The organism is Campylobacter sp. 2352 PW (assembly GCF_024723575.1).
Classification (GTDB): Bacteria; Campylobacterota; Campylobacteria; order Campylobacterales; family Campylobacteraceae; genus Campylobacter_D.
This window is the reverse complement of sequence record NZ_JANQCX010000002.1, coordinates 42,745-62,219: the sequence shown is the minus strand read 5'-3', so window position 1 is coordinate 62,219 and position 19,475 is coordinate 42,745. Positions and strand designations below refer to the sequence as shown.

The following is a 19,475-nucleotide window of genomic DNA, read 5'->3' as shown; positions in this document are numbered from 1 at the left end:
TTTTTTTGTCTGAAATGCTATTAGCTATATTGTAAAAATATAATGCTATTATAAATATAGAGTTAGCAATATTTCATGATAAATGTGAAATTTTGTATCTTTATAAAATAATACATTAGAGGTTGAGTGAAAAAATACATTTTTTTAAGCTGTATATGCATAAATGCATTTGCTTTAAATTTAGAAGAAAGCTTAGGTGAGGGTGAGGCTAATATTAGCAAATATCAAAAGTCAGACACTGTTTCTAAGCAAGTATTTTTTCAAAAACCACAAGAATACCAAGCTCAAAGTACAGATCTTAGTTCTTTTGCTAGTAATTCTTTAGGTCAAGTTTTAAATTTAAGCTCTAAAGATAAGACAGAGGCTAATTTAGACTATGATGCTTTAAATGTAAATATAAAAAATATTAATTCAATACTAGATTATGAAAATGCTACTTTGCTTTTAGAAAAACAAGCAAGAATAGGGCAATTAGAACAAGCTTATTCTTTAGGACTTATTAATCGTTATGAATTTGATGAGTTTAATTTAGGTTTTAATTATTTTAATGATCAGTATAAAGAAGCTTATGAAAAAAATAGTTTTGGTGCTGAATTTCAATTTGGTCATTATTTTAAAGCATATGCTAATCACTATAATATAAAGGAAAATGATAGTGAAGATAGCACAGAGCTTGGTTTGATGTTTGATTTGCCTTATTTGAATGTTTTAAATGTAAATTCTAATATAAAAGAATTACAAAATCAATATAACATTACTTATTCTCCAATTTCTATTTTAGATTTATCACTTAATTATCAAGATGAAAAAACTAGTGCCAAAGATCAAACAGCAATGTGGGTAAGATTTAGACTAAATTATGAGCAAAGTTTAAGTAAGCAATTTTATAATAGTTTTTACCGTAAAAACAATATAAGTAAATTTAATCGCTATGATTTTGCTACTAGGACTTATTAATTACTCATAAAACGAGCAATATCATTATAAGTTACAAACACCATTAAACTTAAAAGCAAAGCCATACCGAAATAACTAAGATATTCAAAACATACTTTTGGTACCTCTTTTTTAAAAGTTAACTCATAAAGATTAAAAAGTATATGCCCTCCATCTAGCGTTGGAATGGGAAGTAAATTTAATATTCCAAGGTTGATAGAAATTAAAGCGGTGATTAAAAATAAAACCACTATGCTAGTATTTGCTGCTTTGGAAGTTATATCCACCATAGTGATGATCCCGCCCATATTCTTAGCGTCTAATTCCCCGCTAATGATTTTAGCAAGACCTTTAAAAATAAGTAAAGAGGCTTCTATGCTTTCTTCATAAGCATATTTTAAACTATTAATTCCTGGATGATAAATAGCAACAAACTCACCCTTAGGTGCTATGCCAATTAGTGGTTTTTGAACTTTTTGATAAAACTCATTATAACCTTGGTCAATTTGCGGGGTTAGGGTGATGTTGATGAGTTTACCATCGCGTTCTATACTAAGTAAGGTTGGTTTTATATGCACAAGTTTGCCGATTTCTTCAAAGCTTTGAATTTTAACTCCATCTATAGCTAGGATTTTATCTCCAATTTGTAAATTTGCTTTTTGTGCAGCTGAGTTTGGTGCTATATTACCAATAACAGGTGCAAGCTTTTGAACTCCTAAAAAACCTATGGCTATATAAAGTAAAAATGCTAGAAAAAAGTTAAAAAATGGTCCCGCGAAAAGTATGTAAATTCTAGCTAGAGGACTTAGAGTATTATAGCTATTTGGTTCGTAATTTTTTTCGCTAGGATTTAAATCATCTTGTCCTTTGAGTTTAACATAACCACCAAAAGGTAGAGCAGATAAGCGATATTCTGTGTTTTTGTAAGTTTTTTTAAAAACAGCTCTTCCAAAGCCTATACTAAAAATTTCTACATCTACTTTCATATGTTTTGCGGCTAGAAAATGTCCTAATTCGTGAAAAAAAATTAAAAAAGATATAACCAAAAGCGTTATTAAAAAGCTAAAAGAATAAAATTTAAAGCCAATGGCTAAGATAATAAATAAAAATAAATATGATTTCAAATTATACCTTTTTTAAATGTTTTGTATAAGCTAGTATGTATTCAAAAGCCGAATAAAGTGTAAGTACTAAGGCAATAAATAACAATGTATTAGCAAAAGGCCATTGCATGATTAAAAATATAATAGCTATCATTTGAAAGGTTGTTTTTATTTTTCCTGCAAAAGAAGCACTTACGTCAAATTTTTCACTCACCATAACCACTCGAAAACCGGTTATAAAAAATTCTCTTACTAAAATAATATAAATCATCCAAGGATCGGCTTTTTGGGTGAGTAATAATCCTAAAAAAGCAGCCAGAACAAGCATTTTATCTGCTAGTGGATCTATAATAGCTCCAAGTTTTGTAGTTTGATTCCAAGTTCTTGCAATATAACCATCAAAAAAATCAGTCAAGGCAGCTATACCAAAAACAACACAAGCAAAATAATTTACCCAACTAGGATGAATATTTTCAAAATCATTAATAAGCAAAAAAAACAAAAGTGGAGCTAATAATATCCTTATAAATGCTAAGATATTAGGTAAATTCATTGTTTATTAATCCTTGTGTTTAAAGAAAATACCCCAAAATGGGGTAATGAATCATTTAAAAGTAGTACCACCATCTACGATTAAGGTATGCCCTGTGATCCAATTTGCTTTATCAGAACATAAAAATAAACATGCTCCTGCTAAATCTTGAGGTTGTCCAATACGGTTTAATGGACTAAGATTAATAGTTGCATTTTTAACTTCTTCATAATTTGTGAATGCTTTAAGCGCGTCAGTGTCAATTGGTCCACCACTTACTACATTTACACGGATGTTTTTAGGACCAAGTTCAGTTGCAGCATATCTTGCCATAGCTTCTACTGCTGCTTTAGCTGTACCGTGTCCTGCATAGTTTTCAATATGTACTAAATTTCCTGTTGAAGAAATAGATAATATACTACCCCCGCCGACTTTTTCCATTCTTTTTGCTGCTTCTTGTGCTCCAACAACAAAAGCATTTACAGTTGCTGTGAATATATTATTAATACCTTTTGGCTTTAATTTCATAAATTTAGTATATCCACCTACAACAGCACGACCTGAGATAATAGCATTAGAGATGAAAAAATCTATTCTGTCAAAATCTTGATCGATTTTTTCAAATAATTCTTTATAAGTTTCTGGTTCAAGTATGTTAAACTCATAAGCCTTTGCTTTGATTTTATAGTTATTTTCTAAATCTTTTACAATTTCTTGAGCTAAATCTGCATTAGAATTATAAGTAAAAGCTACATTGGCTCCTGCTTTTGCAAACTCATATACAATAGCTTTACCAATCCCTCTTGTTCCACCGCTAATTACTAAAGTTTTATTTTGAAAAAAAGTATCCATTAAAATCCTTTGATATTATAGTTTTTCATAATCGCTTCTATTTTTGCTAAATTGCAATCACTAGGTTTACAAAGTGGCAAACGATATTCTAAAGTAGGAGTTAAACCTGCTATATACATTGCTGCTTTAATAGGTATAGGATTGCTTTCGCAAAATAAAATTTTATTGATATTATACAACTCATCATTAATTTTTTTAGCTTCGATGTATTTTTCTTCTAAAGCTAGATGAGTTAATTTTGAAATCATATCAGGAAGTAAATTTGAAGTAACTGAAATCACACCTTTACCGCCATTTGAAAGTATAGGATAATTAATCGCATCTTCTCCGCTTAAAAGCATCATTCTAGGCTCATGTGCTAGCAAATCAACGCATTTATCAATGCTCCCACTAGCTTCTTTTACTCCATAAATATTTTCACAATCTCTAAATAATCTTATAATGGTTTCTGTTTGAAGCTCACAACCTGTTCTTCCTGGCACGTTGTATAAAAGTACAGGTATATCTATGCTTTTTGCTATTTTTTTATAATGTAAATACAAACCTTCTTGTGTGGGTTTGTTATAATATGGAGTAACGCTTAAAATACCATCAGCTCCATGCTCTTGTGCAAATTTAGCCAAACTTACAGCTTCATGGGTAGCATTGCTTCCTGCTCCTGCTAAAACCTTACAAGAACTTCCCTTGCAAGCATCTAATGCTATTTCTATACAAATTCTATGTTCTTCATGGGTTAAAGTGGCACTTTCTCCGGTTGTTCCAACAGGCACTACTGCATCAATCCCATTTGCTATTTGTCTTTTGATGAGTTTGTGGTAAGTTTGTTCATCTAATTTTCCATTTTTAAATGGAGTTATTAAAGCTGTCATTGCTCCTATGATGATTTTATTGTCCATTTTCACCCCTTTTTAAGATTATTGTAGTAGATTTGTTTTCATTGAAATATTTTTTAGCACAATGAATTAAATCATCTTTGCTTAGATTTTCTATATTTTTTTCATAATCAAGTAAAGGTTTTAAATCGCCTTTAGCAAGATAAGATCCATAAATATTCGCAACGCTACTTGCATTGCTTAGTGAAAAAATAAAATCACTTTTTACAGTATTTTTGATTTTTTCCATGATAGTATCATCAAATTTAGCATTTTTTACATCTTCAAGAATTTTTAAAAGCTCTTTTTCAACATCTTCTGCTTTTATACCTTCATTGCAAACACAAATAAATATAAATAAATTCTCATCTATATTTTCGCTTGCATAAGCATAAAATTCATTGATAAGTTCTAATTTATCAATTAAAATTTCGCTTATTAAAGAACTTTTTCCATTTCCCAAAAGTTCGCTTAATGCACAAAGTTTTGGCATATCTTCATGATTAAATGCAGGAATTTTATATGCAAGTGCTAGTAATTGCGTATCGCTTTCTTTGTGCAAGATCACGCGTTTAGCACCATCTTGTTCAGGTTCTTTTTCATGAACTATAGGGATTTCTTTGGTGTTTTTTATATCTTGAAAATGTTTTTTAGCAAGATTGAAAACTTCATCTTCATTAATATCGCCACTCACAAGCAAAATAGCATTTTTGGGTTGATAAAAAGTTTGATGAAAATCTTGTATATCTTCTATTTTCCAATTTTGTATATCTTTAAAAAAGCCTATTGGAGTCCAATGATATGGATGATGTAAAAAGGCATGATTGTATAATCTAAAATATAAATATCCTAAAGGATTATTATCAGTTCTCCAACGCCTTTCTTCTAAAACTACATTTCTTTCAGGCTGAAACTCATCATCTTTTAAATTTAAATTACGCATTAATTCAGCAAAAAGCCACAAAGATTTGTCTAAATTTTCACTAGAGCATTTTATAAAATAATGCGTATAGTCAAAACCAGTACTTGCATTATCCACTCCACCAAAACCCTTGACTATCTCATCAAATTCGCCTGCTTTTAAATTTTTTGTACTTTTAAAATTTAAATGTTCAAGCATATGAGCTATGCCGCTTTTTCCCATTTTTTCATTTCTTGAGCCAACTTTATAAAAAATATCTACACTTATAACCCCGCTTTTTTTATTTACAGGTAAAGTGTAAATTTCAAGTTCATTTTCAAGGGTGATTTTTTTATAATTAATCATTTAAAATTAACTCCTATAGCTTGACTAATATGATTAAAACCATCTTGTTTTAAAAGTTCAATTAATCCTTGATTGATATTTTTAACAATGCTTGGTCCTTTGAAAATCATAGCTGTATAAATTTGAACCAAACTAGCCCCATTTTTAATGCGTTCATAAGCAAGTTCAGCACTATCTATACCACCGCTTGCTACTAAAATAGTATCTTGATAAATTTCTTTAGCTACTTCTTTAAAAAATGTCGCACTTTTTTGAGTGATTAATCTACCACTAATTCCACCAAAGGTTCTTGTATTATCAATCAAAGAATAATCTATACTTGTATTTGCCATGATAATACCATCAGCTTTTGCACTAATAGCACTTTTGCAAAGTGAAATTGCGCTATCTATACTCATATCTGGAGCAATTTTTAAAATCACAGGTTTTTTTGTGATTTCTTTTGCTTGATTAAATAGGGTGTTTACAAATTCCTCACTTTGTAAATCTCTTAAATTTTTGGTATTTGGAGAGGATATATTAATCACAAACAAATCGCACAAATCTTTAAATTCTTTTAATAAAATAATATAATCATTAATAGCTTCTTCATTTGGAGTGATTTTATTTTTGCCTATATTTGCTACTAAAGGTATGCTAAAAGGATAGACTTTTTTTACTTCTTTTGCGATAGCATCTTTACCTTTATTATTAAAACCCATAGCATTTTGAATACTTTCTTGTTCAACAAGTCTAAAAAGTCTAGGTTTTTCGTTGCCATTTTGAGGTTTTGGGGTGAAAGTTCCATATTCTAAAAAACCAAAACCTAAAGCACTTAGCGGTCTTATCATAGTTGCATTTTTATCAAAGCCACCTGCTAAGCCCACAGGATTGTAAAAATTTAAATTAAAAATTTCTTGATTTAAAATTTCATCATTTATTATACAATCTTTTGCAAAAAAACTAAGCCCTCCAGGAAATATACAATCTAGCGTTCGCATACTAAATTCAACTAAAGCATGGGCATTTTCTGGATCTAATTTATATATTAAAGGTTTTAAACTTTCATAAGTCATATTTTTCCTTTTTTACAAAATAGCATATTTTACTAAAAAAATGATAATTCTTAGTTTTCATTTTCTTTAACTTTATCAGTTTTTTGTACTTTTTGTTTTAATTTTTGATAAATTTCACAATGTTGCATTAAATAAGCATCATTTCCTATAGAAGCTATTTTTCCTTTATCAAGCACAGCAATTTTGTCAGCATTTTCTATAGTGCTAAGTCTATGAGCGATGATGAGTATTAAGCGATCTTTTTTTAAGCTTTCTATAGTTCTTACTATGGCTTTTTCACTTTCATTATCAAGTGCTGAAGTTGCTTCATCAAAAATTAAAATTTGAGGATTTTTATATAAAGCCCTTGCTATGGCAATGCGTTGTTTTTGTCCGCCGGAGAGATTTTTTCCATGTTCTTTTAATTCAGTATGTATACCACCAAGTTCTTGGACAAAATCATAAGCATTAGCTTGTTTTAAAACTTCTATCACGCGTGTTTCGTTATATTCTTTAGCATAAGCAATATTTTGAGCTATGGTGTCATTAAATATATAAATATTTTGAGTTACCAAAGAAATATTTTCTCTTAAACTAATAATATCAAAAGAGCTAATGTCTTTTTGATTGATTAAAATCTCACCGCTATCTTTTTCAAAAAAATACATCAAAAGATTGATAATAGAAGATTTTCCTCCACCGCTTGATCCAACTAAGGCTAGAATTTCTCCTTTATCAAAAGAAAAATTTACATCTTTTAATACCATTTTATCTTTTTGATAGCTTAAAGAGACATTTTTAAAATGGATATTTTGGATATTTTCTGTAAGTTTTTCTTCACCACCTTTAATTTGTGGTTCTAAATCAGTTAGATAAAAAGTTCTCTCACTAGCTGCCACAGCATTTTGTAATCTTGTATAAAGTGAAGAAAGTCTTTTAATAGGAGTATAAGCCATAAATAAAGCTGTAGTAAAACTAAAAAAAGAACCTATGCTTAAACTTCCATCGATTACTTCTTTACCACCTATTATAATTACTATTGCAAAGCCAATTGAACCCATAGATTCCATTAAAGGGCTACTCAAAGCTTCGATTCTAATGCCCTTTAAGGAAAGTTTACAAACTTCGCTATTAGTTTGGCTGAATTTTTGCATTTCATTTTTGCCTGCATTGGAAGCTTTAATAAGTTCTATATTGGAAAAGATTTCACTTAATCTTGAAGTAAGATCAGAATTTTTTTCTTGGGTATTGCGTCCTATTTTTTTGATTTTTTTAGCAAAAATAGCAAGAGGATAAATTGCTAAAGGTAAAATAACTAAAGCAAAAAAAGCAAGTTTTGGGCTTTGATAAATCACTACGCTTAAAAGTCCAATGGCAGTTAAACTTTCTCTTAAAATTTCAGGTATGATAGTAGAAACTATATTTTGCAAAGCTCCAATATCAGAAGTACACCGACTGATTAATTCGCCACTTCTGTATTTATGAAAAAAACTCATATCTAAGCGCAAAAGATTACCAAGAACTAATTCTCTTAATCTTCTTAAAATATCTGTTCCAACATAAGATATATAATAAACTTGCATATAAGCACCAAGATTTTTTAAAGCATAAATTAAAACAACAAGTAAAGGCATGTAGTAAAGCAAATTAACATTTTTTTCTATAAAAATTTTATTTAAAATAGGCTCTATGATGTATGCGCTAGCTGCTGTGCCACCACTAGTTAAAAGCATGCCAATGATAGCTAAAACAAAATAAAACCAATAATCTTTATAATAAGGCTTAAAGCGAGTAAATACCTCTTTAAGCTTCATTTCTTTGTAATTTTTATCCATTTTTCTCCCATACCACACCATTTGGTGTATCCATTAAAAGAATATTCTCTTTAGCTAAATCATCACGAATTTGATCTGCTAAGGCATAGTTTTTTTCTTGCTTTGCCTTGTTGCGTAGAGCAATTTTTTCTTCTATTTCTTGACATTTTTCTTCACTAATGCCAAATTGAAAATATTTTATGGTATCTATGAAGCCTATACCAAAAATAAAAGAAAGTTCTTTCAAGGTTTTTTCTAATTGTATTTTATAAGTTTTATTTTTTGGGTTTTGATCTAAGTAAATATTACTTTCATTGATGAACTCATCAAGTAAAGCTAAGGCTTTAGAGGCATTTAAATCATCATTTAAAACTTCTAAGATGCTTTTAGCTACTTCACTTTCTATGGTAGTTCTTTCATCTATAAAAGCATTTAAATTTAAGCGTTTTTTTAAGCGATAAAATTTATCAAGTCTTTTTTTAGCAGCTTGTAAGTCTTCTAAAGCATAGTTAAAATGCGCTCTATAATGCACGCTTAAAAGATAAAATCTCAAAACCTCTCCACTAAAAAGTTTTAAAGAATCTTTTAGAAAAAAGCTATTTCCCAGGCTTTTGCTCATTTTTTCACCATTAATTTGTACAAAGCCATTGTGTAGCCAAAAATTAGCTAATTCATGATTGTTTTTACAACGACACTGGCAAGCTTCATTTTCATGATGAGGAAAAAGTAAGTCTATGCCCCCTGCGTGAATGTCAAGTTTATCTTTAAAAATACTCTCTATCATCACAACACATTCTGTGTGCCAACCTGGTCTTCCTTTGCCAAAATTTGCAGGATAAAATTTTTCATCAAATTTCCATAAAACAAAATCACTATCATTTTTTTTGGCAACGTTTTCTTCTAGGCGTGATTGATTATCTTCTAAATTTCTTTTAGAGATATAAAAGTATTTATCATCTTTGCTGGTATCAAAATAAATCCCATCTTTAAGTTTATAAGCTAGGTTTAATTCTAAAAGTTTTTCTATATATATAATCATTTGCTCAATATAAGCTGTAGCCTTTGGTTTAAAATCAGGTTCTAAGATATTAAGTGCTTGCATATCCTCTTCATATCTTTTAATATAAAAATTTGTAATTTCTTCTAAACTTTTGCCACTTTCTTGCATTTTTTTTAAGATTTTATCATCAATATCAGTGTAATTTCTAGCAAAAACTACTTCATAATCATTTGCTAGTAAAACTCTTCTTAAAAAATCAAAACACACGCTACTTCTTGCATGCCCTAAATGTGCATCATCATATACAGTAGGCCCGCATAAATAAATATTTGCTTTTTTTGCCTCATGTGAGATAAATTCGCATTTTTTCTTTAAAGCACTATCAAAAAAAACCATCAAAACAAACCTTTAAAAAAATGATAAATTTCAATTAAAAATTGTATTAAAATATCTTTAATTTCAAATAAGCCTAAAGCAAATAAACTTAAAAATACTATGCTAATAAGCCAAAATTTAACCCTAAAAATACCCCAAAGATTTTTAAAGCCAAATTCTTTAATATTAGCATATAATAAATAAAAAGCACTAATAGATGAGGCTAGTGCAATGCCTAAGCTCTTATAAGCTTCTTCTTTGATAAGTAAAATAATCACTATACTAAAAAATGCTGATATAAAAAGTGTTTTAAAGGCTATTATAGCGGCTATTTTTTGTTTAAATTTAGCATAAAGCCATAAAGAAAAAAGTTTTTGTAAGCCAAAAGGTAAAAGTCCTAAAAGATAAGCTTGTAATAAAAATGCAGTGATTTTTGTATCTTCTTGATTAAAATTTCCTCTTTGAAATAAAAACTCCACAATTTCTTTAGCTAAGATAATCCCCACTATGCTAGCTAAAATCAAAAGCACGCTTAAATATTCAAAAGCTTTTTGCATAAAAGCTAAGGCTTTTTGTTCTTCATTTGCTTTTAAATGCCTTAGTATTTTTGGAAAACTTACTTGACTTAGTGCGATTGCAAAAAGAGCTAAAGGAAGCTGAAAAACCCTATTAGAATAATACAAATACGAAATACTTCCAGCCATTAAAAAACTAGCTATAGTAGTATCTAATAATGAACTAATTTGATTTGCCGAAGAGCCTAAAAGTCCATGAGTAAATGTAGAGTGGAACTTATCTAAATTAGTCTTTGTTTTTTTAAGTTTTATGCTTAAATACATACTTTTTAAAATTCTAGTGTTTTTTAAAGCAAAAATATGCCATATAAGTTGAGCTAGACCACTTAAAACAGTCGCATACGAAAAATAATACAAAGCTTCTAAAGGTTCATCTTGAGTGACAAAAAATCCGGCAATCACAACAAAAAGATTAAAAAATGAAGTAGAAAAAGAAGTGATGAAAAAATTTTGTTTATAATTTAACAAAGAGCCTAAAAAAGTTACTAAAAAAATAAAAAACAAATACCAAAAATTAATAGAAACTAAAGGTGCAGCTAGAATGATCGTTTCTTTGTTAAAACCAAAGGCAAAAATCTTTGTAAAAAATTCAGCAAAAAAACTTACCAAAACACAGGTTAAAAAAACAATAATACTAAATTGTAACAAGACATTTATACAAAAAGCACCTTTTTTACTTACTTTTAAAAAACTTGGTAAAAAAGCTTGTCCAAAAGCCCCTTCTGCAAAAATTCTTCTAAAAAAAGCAGGCATTTTTAAAGCTACAAAAAAAATATCACTATAAATTCCAGCCCCTAAATATAAAGCTAAAACAATATCTCTTAAAACACCCATAATCCTAGAAAATAAAATTCCCAAGGCGTTGATGATAAAATTTTTAAAAATAATATTTTTTCTCATTAATTTTCATTCTTTAAATATTAGTTTGAGTATTATAAAATTTTTTAGTAGCAATAATTTTAACTAAATTTTGATTTTATTTTTGCTAAAATCAAAATTTTATACACAATAAGGAAGCTTAAGCTATGGAAGAGAAGAAAAATTTATATACTAAAGACCCTTATAAAGAGCTTTTGATATTTGCTTCTGAAAATAAATGCGAAGTTGATGAACTTGATTTTAGATTATTAAGTTTTAGTACTTCTTATACTTATGATAATCAAGAATGGATAAAAGTTAATGAAAAAGAATTAAAAATTTTTGAAGAAGATGAAAAATTTTTAATTCATGATTTAAGTATAGAGCAAGAGTATAAAATAGAAATTTATTTTAAAAAATTTGCACACTCACCAGCTTTTGAGATCAGTTTATACACTAATGAAATTTGTACTTTATTAAAAGCTAGTGTTAAAGCCAGTGAAATTATTGCTTTTCATGATAAATTGGCACTAGAACTTTTAGAAGCTATTTACAAAGCGATGATAAAAGAAAAATATTTGCTTGGATTTAGAATTTTTGATTTTAAAAAGCAAATTATTGATTTTAATACCAAAGTTAAAGAAAAGCAAAAATTTGATTTTGAAGTTGAATTTGAAGTATGTAAGGGAGTTAATCCACAAGAGCCTACAAATGAAGAAATTCAATATCACTACCTAGAAAATCTAAAAAAGCACAATGATGTGATGAATAGAAACTATGTAGCACCCATAGGAAAAGATGAGGTGGCTATTGAGAGGATTAAACCAAAAGAGGGTAGTGATGGCAAGGATTTAAGATTTAAAATTTTAAAAGCTCTCCCACCAAAAACAAATAAAGAAAAAGTTATTTGTTCGGATAATTTTGAAGTTAAAGAAGATGATGAAAGTATAAAATATATTGCCAAAAAAGATGGCTTTATTATCCAAAAAAAATCTATTTATGAGATAGAAAATTATTTAGAATTTAATAAGGTTGATTTTAAAAGTACGGGTTCTATTTGGGCGGGTTTTGATAAACAAGTTATCATTGTGATTAAAAATACAAATAGTTTAGAAGATGCAATAGGTCCTAGGATTACTGTTGAGGCTCAGGAATTAGAAGTTACTGGTAATATGGCTCAAGATTCTGTTTTAAGAGGTAAAAAAGTAATTCTTAAAGGTAATATGCATCATAAAAGCACTATTATAGGGCAAAAGGTTGAGGTTAATATCTTAAGAGGATATTGTGAGGCCGAGGAAGTTTTTGCTGAAACTTTAGAAAATGGTTCTATCAAGGCTAAAAAAGTAAATATTAAAAAGGCTGTGGGTGGAGAGATTATTGCGGATGAAATTTACATACAAGAGCTTGGTGGTAATTGTTTGTGTATTGCTAAAAGCTTGATTCATGTTGAAAAAGTTCAAGGAAGTGGTAATAAACTTGTAATTCAAGATCTCAAAGCTTTTGATAAAGAAAAAAGTGGAGAAGAGATACTTTTGCATATTGAAGAGTTAAAAAAAGAACAAGAAAATTTAGTCAAAGAAATTGAAGAAACCAAGCATACTATCCATGTGAGTAAAGATTCTGTGAGAATTTTACAGCAAAAGGCAAAAGAATTAATGAGTGCAAAAAGAGCTGTACCGCAAGCTTATAAGATTACTATTAAAGATTTTAATCAAAAGATTGAAAATTTAAATATTTTAGCTAATAAAATAGAAACCTTAAAAGAAGAAGAAAAAGCAAATATAGAAAAACTTAAAAAAATTCAAGATGAACTTTTAAAATCAAAAATTATTAGTAAAAGTGGAAAATGGATGGATTTAAACGAGGTTAAATTTGTTTTATTAAATCCTAGGAAAGAATTAAGCTATCATCCTCATAGTGAAGAAAAAATTCAATGTTTTGAGCTTGAAAAAATAGATACTGAAAATGGGATGAGTGTTTATGAAATTCGCTCTATTAGTAATTACAAGGAATAAGCTAAATGATAGTGGCAATTGAAGGAATAGTGAGTAAAAAAGAACCTACTTTTGTAATTTTAAAAACTTCAAGTGGGGTAAGTTATGGTGTTTATGTGTCGCTTTTTTGCTCAAGTAATTTTGAAAAAGATCAAAAGGTTGAGTTTTTAATCACGCAAATTATCAAAGAAGACTCTCATAAATTATATGGATTTTTAGATATTAATGAGCAAAGAATGTTTGAATTATTAATTAAAATTAGTGGTATAGGAGCAACTACTGCTATGGCGCTTTGCTCAAGCTTAGATACTAATACTTTTTATGTAGCTTTGCAAAGTGGTGATGAGAGTGTATTTAAAAAGGTTCCTGGTATTGGTCCAAAGAGTGCAAAAAGAATTATAGCTGAGTTAAGTGATGCAAAAATCAATATAGAAAATTCTAATCAAGATCAAGCACAAGCTTTGGCAGCTTTACTTTCACTTGGTTTTAAACAAGAAAATATTTTAAAGGTTTTAAGAACTTGTGAGAGTAAAAATACTAGTGAGCTTATTAAAGAGGCTTTGAAAAAATTAGCATAATAAAAAGGAAAAATATAATGATATATGGTGTAATTTTTGGTGCAAATTCTTATGAGCATGAAATTAGCATTGTGAGTGCTGTGGTATTAAAAAAAGTACTCAAAGCGCAAAAAAAATTTATATTTTGTGATAAAAATAAAGAATTTTTTCTTATAGATGAAGAAAAAATGAATGCAAAAACTTTTAGCAGTGGTGCTTATAAAAAAGAAAAAGCCTTGGTGCTAAAGCAGGGTGGGTTTTTTATAAAAACTATGTTAGGCGAGAAAAAACTTGACATTGATGTAGCGGTAAATATCGTACATGGAAAAGATGGCGAAGATGGCAAAATAGCTGCTTTGCTTGATTTTTATGGTATAAAATACATAGGACCGCGTATAGAAGCTAGCGTTTTATCTTTTAATAAGGTTTTAACTAAACTTTATGCACAAAGTGTAGGGGTAAAAACACTTGATTATAAGGTTTTAAATTTGCATAAAGAGCAAAATGTTTCTTTAGATTTTCCTTGTATTTTAAAGCCTGCAAGATTAGGTAGTAGCATAGGTATAAGTATAGTTAAAGATAAAAGCGAGCTTAAATATGCTAAAGATGTTGCTTTTGAATTTGATGAGGATGTTGTGGTAGAACAATTTGTAAGTAATATTAAAGAATATAACTTAGCAGGTTGTATGATAGGTGAAAAAATGGAATTTTCTATCATTGAAGAGCCTAGAAAAAATGAAATTTTAGATTTTGAACAAAAATATTTAGGTTTTTCAGAAAGTTCTAAAGTCAGTGAAGCGGATATTAGTGAAGAATTAAAGCAAAAACTAAGGGATAATTTTACAAGAATTTACAATCCTTTATTTAAAGGAGCTTTGATTCGCTGTGATTTTTTTGTGATAGGTGATGAGGTTTATTTAAATGAGATCAATCCAAATCCAGGATCATTGGCAAATTATTTATTTGAAGATTTTACTAACACAGTTGATAATTTAGCAAAAAATATAGAGCTAGAAAAGCAAATTAAGATTGATTATGCTTTTATTCACAGTATTAATGGGCAAAAAGGTAAGTTATAATCATGGCTACTTTTAGCAAAGATGAAATTTATACTGCAACTGAAGTAGTAAGAAATTTCAGTACTATGCTTGAAAAAACAAAAAAGAGCGAAAATGGTAGAGTGGTGATAGTAAAAAATAATAAATTTGAAGCCGTGCTTTTAAGTTTTGAAGAATATGAGCGTTTAAATGAAGCTGTAATGCTTTTAGAAAAGATTTATAAAGATAAAAAAGGCTAGAAATGGCAAAAACTAGAGTATATTCTAATGGATATTTTTATAATTTAAGTTATGAAATCATCAATCCAAAATGTGAAAAAACAATTCTTATTTTACACGGTTGGGGTGCTAATAAAGAGCTTATGAAACAAGCTTTTGAAAAGCCTTTGAGTGATTTTAAACAAATTTATTTAGATTTACCTGGTTTTGGAAATTCAAGCATAGATGCACCTATGGATTCTTATGCTTATGCCAAGGTTGTAGAAGACTTTTTAACTACAATTGAGCAAAAGGCAGATTATTTAATGGGGCATTCTTTTGGCGGAAAAGTTGCAACTATTATGTGTCAAAATGCTAATTTTCAAGGTTTGATTTTACTTTCTAGTGCAGGTGTGGTTTTGCCAAAAAGCTTTAAAGTGAGGTTTAAAATAGCCTTGTTTAAAATTTTAAAAAATCTTCCTTATGGGGATTTTTGGAGGAAATTTTTTATTAGTAAAGACGCTCAAGGCATGAGTGAAGTGATGTATGAAACCTTTAAGAAGGTTGTTAATGAAAATTTAGAAAATGAATTTCAAAAACTTAAAAACCCTATTTTGATTTTTTGGGGTAATGAAGATAAGGCTACGCCTTTAAAAAGTGGAGCGATTATCCACTCTTTGGCACAAAAAGGAAATTTTTTTGCATTAGATGGGGATCATTTTTTCTTTTTAAAACATGCTGATTTTATAAATGAAAAAATACATGAGGAATTTTTAAAAAATGATTAGTATGATAGCTTTTTTAAGTTTGAATTTTTTACTTGGATTTTACCTGATTTTAGCTTTGCAATGGTATTCTTATAAATTCTCACGCATAATTTTACATTTTGCTAAGCCTTTGTGGCATTTATATTTTTTAATAATTCCTTATTTTGCTTTTGTGTTTTCTTTGTATAGTGGAAATTTTTATTTATATTTTATAGTTTTTGCTTTATCTTTGTTACATGGTGGATACTTATATAAAAATTTAGATAAAAAGCTAGTTTTTACTGCTAGGATTAAGCGTTATTTTTTATTTTTGTCGCTTTTTACTTTAGTATTTATGCCATTTTTTTGGATAGGTTTAGAAGCTTTAGTAGCTGCATTTTTATTAAGCTTTTTAGTAGAAAAAATAAACCAAAATACATTTATAAAAAAAGCAAATAAAAAAATTTGTGATAATCCAAATTTAAAAATTATTCTAATTACTGCTAGTTTTGGAAAAACAAGTATAAAAAATTTTTTATACGAACTTTTAAAAGATGAGTTTAAGTGCTATAAAACTCCAAGAAGTGTTAATACTTTCATGGGTATAGTAAAAGATATCAATGAAAATTTAGAAAATAATACTGAAATTTATATCGTAGAAGCTGGCGCAAGAGAGCAAAATGATATTTTAGAAATTACAGAGTTTTTAAATCCTCAAATTTGTATAGTAGGTGAGATTGGTTTGGCGCATTTGGAGTATTTTAAAACTCAAGATAACATCCGCAGTGCTAAGTTGCAAGCTTTAAAATCCAAGCGTTTAGAAAAATACTTTTTACACTCAAGCACCTTATATAAAAATGAATTTTATGATGATTGTTTAAGTGATGTTAGGGCAAGTTTAGAAGGTTTAGATTTTAAAATAAGATTAGATAATAATATTTATGATTTTCATGCAAATTTACTAGGCGCTTTTAATGCTTATAATATTAGTGTGTGTATTTTACTTGCTCATTATTTAGGAATAAAAATAGAAAATATTATAAAAAGTGTATTAAATTTAAAAGCAGTAGAACATCGTTTGCAAGTGATTTCTAAAGAACCTAAATTTATCATAGATGATGGTTTTAATGGAAATTTTAAAGGTATGAGTCAAAGCTATGAGCTTTGTAAAAGCTATCAAGGAAAAAAAGTTTTGGTAACTCCTGGTATAGTTGAAGTTAATGAAGAAGAAAATATAAAATTATGCAAGATAATCAATGAATGTTTTGATTTTGTAATTATTACTTCAGAGGCTAATAGCACGATTTTGCAAAAACATATTACATTAGATTTTTATGTATTAAAAGAAAAATCTCAACTTGTGCAAACTTTATCAAAATTAACCCAAAATGGAGATTTGATTTTATTTTCTAATGATGCGCCAAGTTTTATGTAAAACCATTTAGCTTAAAAAGGCCAAATGGTTTCCATGAATTTTGTTCCCCAAGGCTTGCGTGTAGATTTATCTATATCACCTTCTGTTTTATAAAGAATTTTTGCATCAGCTATGTATTTACTATCTATCATGTTATCTTGAGAAATATCATAAGGTCTTATAACCCCACTTAGCTGAATGATTTGTTTTTCACCATTGATTAAAAGCTCACGACTTCCTTCTATAAAATAATTTCCATTAGATAAAACTTTAATCACTCTAGCAGAAATGGTGGTTTGGAAATTTTCACTTCTAGTTTGGCTTCCTGTGCCTTGATATTGTGAAGTACTTGCTGTAGTATAACCTATGTTTGTATAATCATTGATAAAATCTCTAGCTTTGCTAAGTCCAGCACCAGTGGTTACTTGTCCTCCGCCTAAATTAACATTATTGTTTTTACTTGTAGCTTTAGAGCCTTGTGAGTTTTGTGTAGCATTTTCTCTAATGACTACAGTAACTAAATCATTTACATTCATTGCTTTTTTATCAGAAAATAAAGGATTATCTCCTTTGCCAAATAGCGATCCAGGATTGCTTTGGGTGTTATGATTTTGCTTTGGAGCTAATTCTTCTACATAAGTTGGAGGTTTCATGTTAATATGTGGATCGACTGTGGCGCTACAACCAAACATTACAAAAGGTAACAAGTAAAAATTAACATTTTTAAATTTCATAGCTTTATAACCTTATATTATTGTGATGAATTTTAAAATTATTATATTACAAAAAAACAATTATTTTGTTAAAAAAGAGGAAAAAATGAAATCCATGTTTTTATTAAATTGTGTTGATGAGAAATTTTTAACACAGTCTTTAGGAAAAGTTCAAGGTAAAATAGCTTTTTATTTTCCTGTTTTTTGTGAAAAAAATAAAGAAAAAATTGCTTTAATATGCTCAAAAACCAACTTCAAGCTAGATTTTTTTAGCAGTTTTGAAAAAAATAATTATCAAAGCAAATTTACTCAAAATTCAAATGATTTTTTTAAAAAAATTATTGAAGATTTTGAAAAAATAAAAAATAAAAATGATTTTGTTATAGTGGTTGGAGTAGATGATTTTGGTTTGATGGGAGATTTGGGTTTAAATATAGCTTTAGCTAAAGAGTTAAATGCTCCATTATATGCAAAAAGTCAAGATGGAAATCATACTATGTTAAATTTTTTACTAAGTCAAAAGCTTAGCGACTTTGTTTTGTTAAAAGAAAATGAAGATTTTACTCAAGATTTATTACAAGAATATACCTATAAAACTCAGGCAAGATTTTCTTATGAGCTTTTTGAAAAAGCAAAAGCAGATAAAAAGGTAGTGGTTTTACCTGAAAGTTTTGATGAAAGAGTATTAAAAGCTAGTGAGTTTTTAATGCAAAATGAGATTGTTGATTTGATTTTGCTAGGCGATAGCAATGAAATTTGTGCTAAAGCTAATAGTTTAAATATTAACATCGATGGTGTGCGTATTATAAATCCTAAAAATTCTCAATATAATGAAGAATTTGAAGAGCTTTTGTATGAAGCTAGAAAAAGTAAAGGTATGAGTAAAGAAGAAGCTAAAAAATTAGTGCAAGATAAAACATATTTTGCGACCTTGCTTGTACATACTCAAAAAGCGCATGCTATGGTAAGTGGTGCGAGTACAACTACTGCTGAAACTATTCGTCCTGCCTTGCAAATTATCAAAACAAAACCTGATGTGAGTTTAGTTTCTGGTATGTTTTTTATGTCTTTAGAAGATAAGGTTTTGGTTTTTGCTGATTGTGCTGTTATGCCAAATCCAACTCCTGAGCAACTTGCTGAAATTGCTTATGTGAGCGCAAATAGCGCTAAAGCTTTTGGGCTTGAACCTAAAGTGGCTTTGCTTTCGTATTCTAGTGGAGATAGTGGAAGCGGGGCTAGCGTGGATGCAATTAAAGAAGCTACTAAAATAGCTAAAGAAAAATATCCTCAACTTGAGCTAGAAGGTCCTATACAATTTGATGCAGCATATGATATGCTAACAGCAAAAAGTAAAATGCCAAATTCTAAAGTAGCAGGAAGAGCAAATGTATATGTGTTTCCTGATTTAAATGCGGCAAATATTTGTTACAAAGCAGTGCAAAGAACGGCAAATTCTTTAGCGATTGGTCCGATTTTACAAGGTCTTAAAAAGCCGATTAATGATTTAAGTAGAGGATGTTTGGTAGAAGATATTGTTAATACTGTGATTTTAAGTGCTATTCAAGCGCAAGAATAAGG

18 protein-coding genes are annotated in these 19,475 nt (G+C 28.7%); 8 read left to right on the top strand and 10 right to left on the bottom strand.

Annotation, left to right across the window (positions count from 1 at the left end; genetic code table 11):
• Nucleotides 1-126 precede the first annotated feature (126 nt).
• Nucleotides 127-957, top strand: coding sequence for a hypothetical protein (locus CAMP5121_RS01490; protein ID WP_337214607.1), 831 nt, complete (start codon nt 127-129; stop codon nt 955-957).
• Here CAMP5121_RS01490 and rseP read toward each other — a convergent pair.
• From rseP to murJ, 9 genes are read right to left on the bottom strand one after another with little or no spacing between them, the layout of a single operon-like run.
• The gene (gene rseP / locus CAMP5121_RS01485; protein WP_337214606.1) at nt 954-2,060 is read right to left on the bottom strand and encodes an RIP metalloprotease RseP; all 1,107 of its coding nucleotides are present in this window, start codon (nt 2,058-2,060) and stop codon (nt 954-956) included. The two genes, CAMP5121_RS01490 and rseP, sit on opposite strands and share 4 nt — an antisense overlap.
• Nucleotide 2,061: 1 nt before the next feature.
• Complete coding sequence (pgsA, locus tag CAMP5121_RS01480; protein ID WP_257928099.1) at nt 2,062-2,592, bottom strand: CDP-diacylglycerol--glycerol-3-phosphate 3-phosphatidyltransferase; 531 nt, start codon at nt 2,590-2,592, stop codon at nt 2,062-2,064.
• A 51-nt stretch (nt 2,593-2,643) separates the two neighbouring features.
• Nucleotides 2,644-3,423 carry an enoyl-ACP reductase gene (locus tag CAMP5121_RS01475; protein ID WP_337214605.1) on the bottom strand — a complete coding sequence of 260 codons (780 nt, stop codon included), beginning with the start codon at nt 3,421-3,423 and terminating at the stop codon, nt 2,644-2,646.
• On the bottom strand, nt 3,423-4,319 hold the full coding sequence (dapA, locus tag CAMP5121_RS01470; protein WP_337214604.1) for a 4-hydroxy-tetrahydrodipicolinate synthase: 897 nt from the start codon (nt 4,317-4,319) through the stop codon (nt 3,423-3,425). The genes CAMP5121_RS01475 and dapA overlap by 1 nt, the downstream gene beginning before the upstream one ends.
• Nucleotides 4,309-5,562, bottom strand: coding sequence for a M16 family metallopeptidase (locus CAMP5121_RS01465; protein WP_337214603.1), 1,254 nt, complete (start codon nt 5,560-5,562; stop codon nt 4,309-4,311). Before CAMP5121_RS01465 ends, dapA begins: the two co-directional genes overlap by 11 nt.
• The gene (locus tag CAMP5121_RS01460; protein ID WP_337214602.1) at nt 5,559-6,617 is read right to left on the bottom strand and encodes a quinone-dependent dihydroorotate dehydrogenase; all 1,059 of its coding nucleotides are present in this window, start codon (nt 6,615-6,617) and stop codon (nt 5,559-5,561) included. The genes CAMP5121_RS01465 and CAMP5121_RS01460 overlap by 4 nt, the downstream gene beginning before the upstream one ends.
• 50 nt (nt 6,618-6,667) lie before the next feature.
• Nucleotides 6,668-8,431 (bottom strand): ABC transporter ATP-binding protein, encoded by a 1,764-nt coding sequence (locus CAMP5121_RS01455; RefSeq protein WP_337214601.1) that lies wholly within the window; start codon nt 8,429-8,431, stop codon nt 6,668-6,670.
• On the bottom strand, nt 8,424-9,806 hold the full coding sequence (cysS, locus tag CAMP5121_RS01450; protein ID WP_337214600.1) for a cysteine--tRNA ligase: 1,383 nt from the start codon (nt 9,804-9,806) through the stop codon (nt 8,424-8,426). The genes CAMP5121_RS01455 and cysS overlap by 8 nt, the downstream gene beginning before the upstream one ends.
• Nucleotides 9,806-11,260 (bottom strand): murein biosynthesis integral membrane protein MurJ, encoded by a 1,455-nt coding sequence (gene murJ / locus CAMP5121_RS01445; protein ID WP_337214599.1) that lies wholly within the window; start codon nt 11,258-11,260, stop codon nt 9,806-9,808. Before murJ ends, cysS begins: the two co-directional genes overlap by 1 nt.
• 125 nt (nt 11,261-11,385) lie before the next feature.
• Here murJ and CAMP5121_RS01440 point away from each other — a divergent pair, with 125 nt between their 5' ends.
• Genes CAMP5121_RS01440 through CAMP5121_RS01415 form a run of 6 tightly spaced genes read left to right on the top strand, consistent with a single transcriptional unit; the run spans nt 11,386 to nt 17,205 of the window.
• Complete coding sequence (locus tag CAMP5121_RS01440) at nt 11,386-13,233, top strand: flagellar assembly protein A (protein WP_337214598.1); 1,848 nt, start codon at nt 11,386-11,388, stop codon at nt 13,231-13,233.
• Between the two features lie 5 nt (nt 13,234-13,238).
• Nucleotides 13,239-13,790 (top strand): Holliday junction branch migration protein RuvA, encoded by a 552-nt coding sequence (gene ruvA / locus CAMP5121_RS01435; RefSeq protein ID WP_337214597.1) that lies wholly within the window; start codon nt 13,239-13,241, stop codon nt 13,788-13,790.
• A 17-nt stretch (nt 13,791-13,807) separates the two neighbouring features.
• Nucleotides 13,808-14,848, top strand: a complete 1,041-nt coding sequence (locus CAMP5121_RS01430) for a D-alanine--D-alanine ligase (protein ID WP_337214596.1) — start codon at nt 13,808-13,810, stop codon at nt 14,846-14,848.
• Between the two features lie 2 nt (nt 14,849-14,850).
• Entirely contained in the window at nt 14,851-15,066 is a 216-nt protein-coding gene (locus tag CAMP5121_RS01425; RefSeq protein WP_012661347.1) for a type II toxin-antitoxin system Phd/YefM family antitoxin, read from the top strand.
• A gap of 2 nt (nt 15,067-15,068) precedes the next feature.
• Nucleotides 15,069-15,812 carry an alpha/beta fold hydrolase gene (locus CAMP5121_RS01420; RefSeq protein WP_263737055.1) on the top strand — a complete coding sequence of 248 codons (744 nt, stop codon included), beginning with the start codon at nt 15,069-15,071 and terminating at the stop codon, nt 15,810-15,812.
• A complete protein-coding gene (locus CAMP5121_RS01415) occupies nt 15,805-17,205 on the top strand; it encodes a UDP-N-acetylmuramoyl-tripeptide--D-alanyl-D-alanine ligase (RefSeq protein ID WP_337214595.1) in 1,401 nt (466 codons plus the stop codon). The genes CAMP5121_RS01420 and CAMP5121_RS01415 overlap by 8 nt, the downstream gene beginning before the upstream one ends.
• Before the next feature lie 11 nt (nt 17,206-17,216).
• On the opposite strand, the gene flgH is transcribed toward CAMP5121_RS01415, so the two are convergent.
• Nucleotides 17,217-17,918 (bottom strand): flagellar basal body L-ring protein FlgH, encoded by a 702-nt coding sequence (flgH, locus tag CAMP5121_RS01410; RefSeq protein ID WP_263664106.1) that lies wholly within the window; start codon nt 17,916-17,918, stop codon nt 17,217-17,219.
• Nucleotides 17,919-18,003: 85 nt separating this feature from the next.
• Between flgH and pta the strand changes: the two genes are divergently transcribed.
• Nucleotides 18,004-19,473 (top strand): phosphate acetyltransferase, encoded by a 1,470-nt coding sequence (gene pta / locus CAMP5121_RS01405; RefSeq protein WP_337214594.1) that lies wholly within the window; start codon nt 18,004-18,006, stop codon nt 19,471-19,473.
• Nucleotides 19,474-19,475 lie beyond the last annotated feature (2 nt).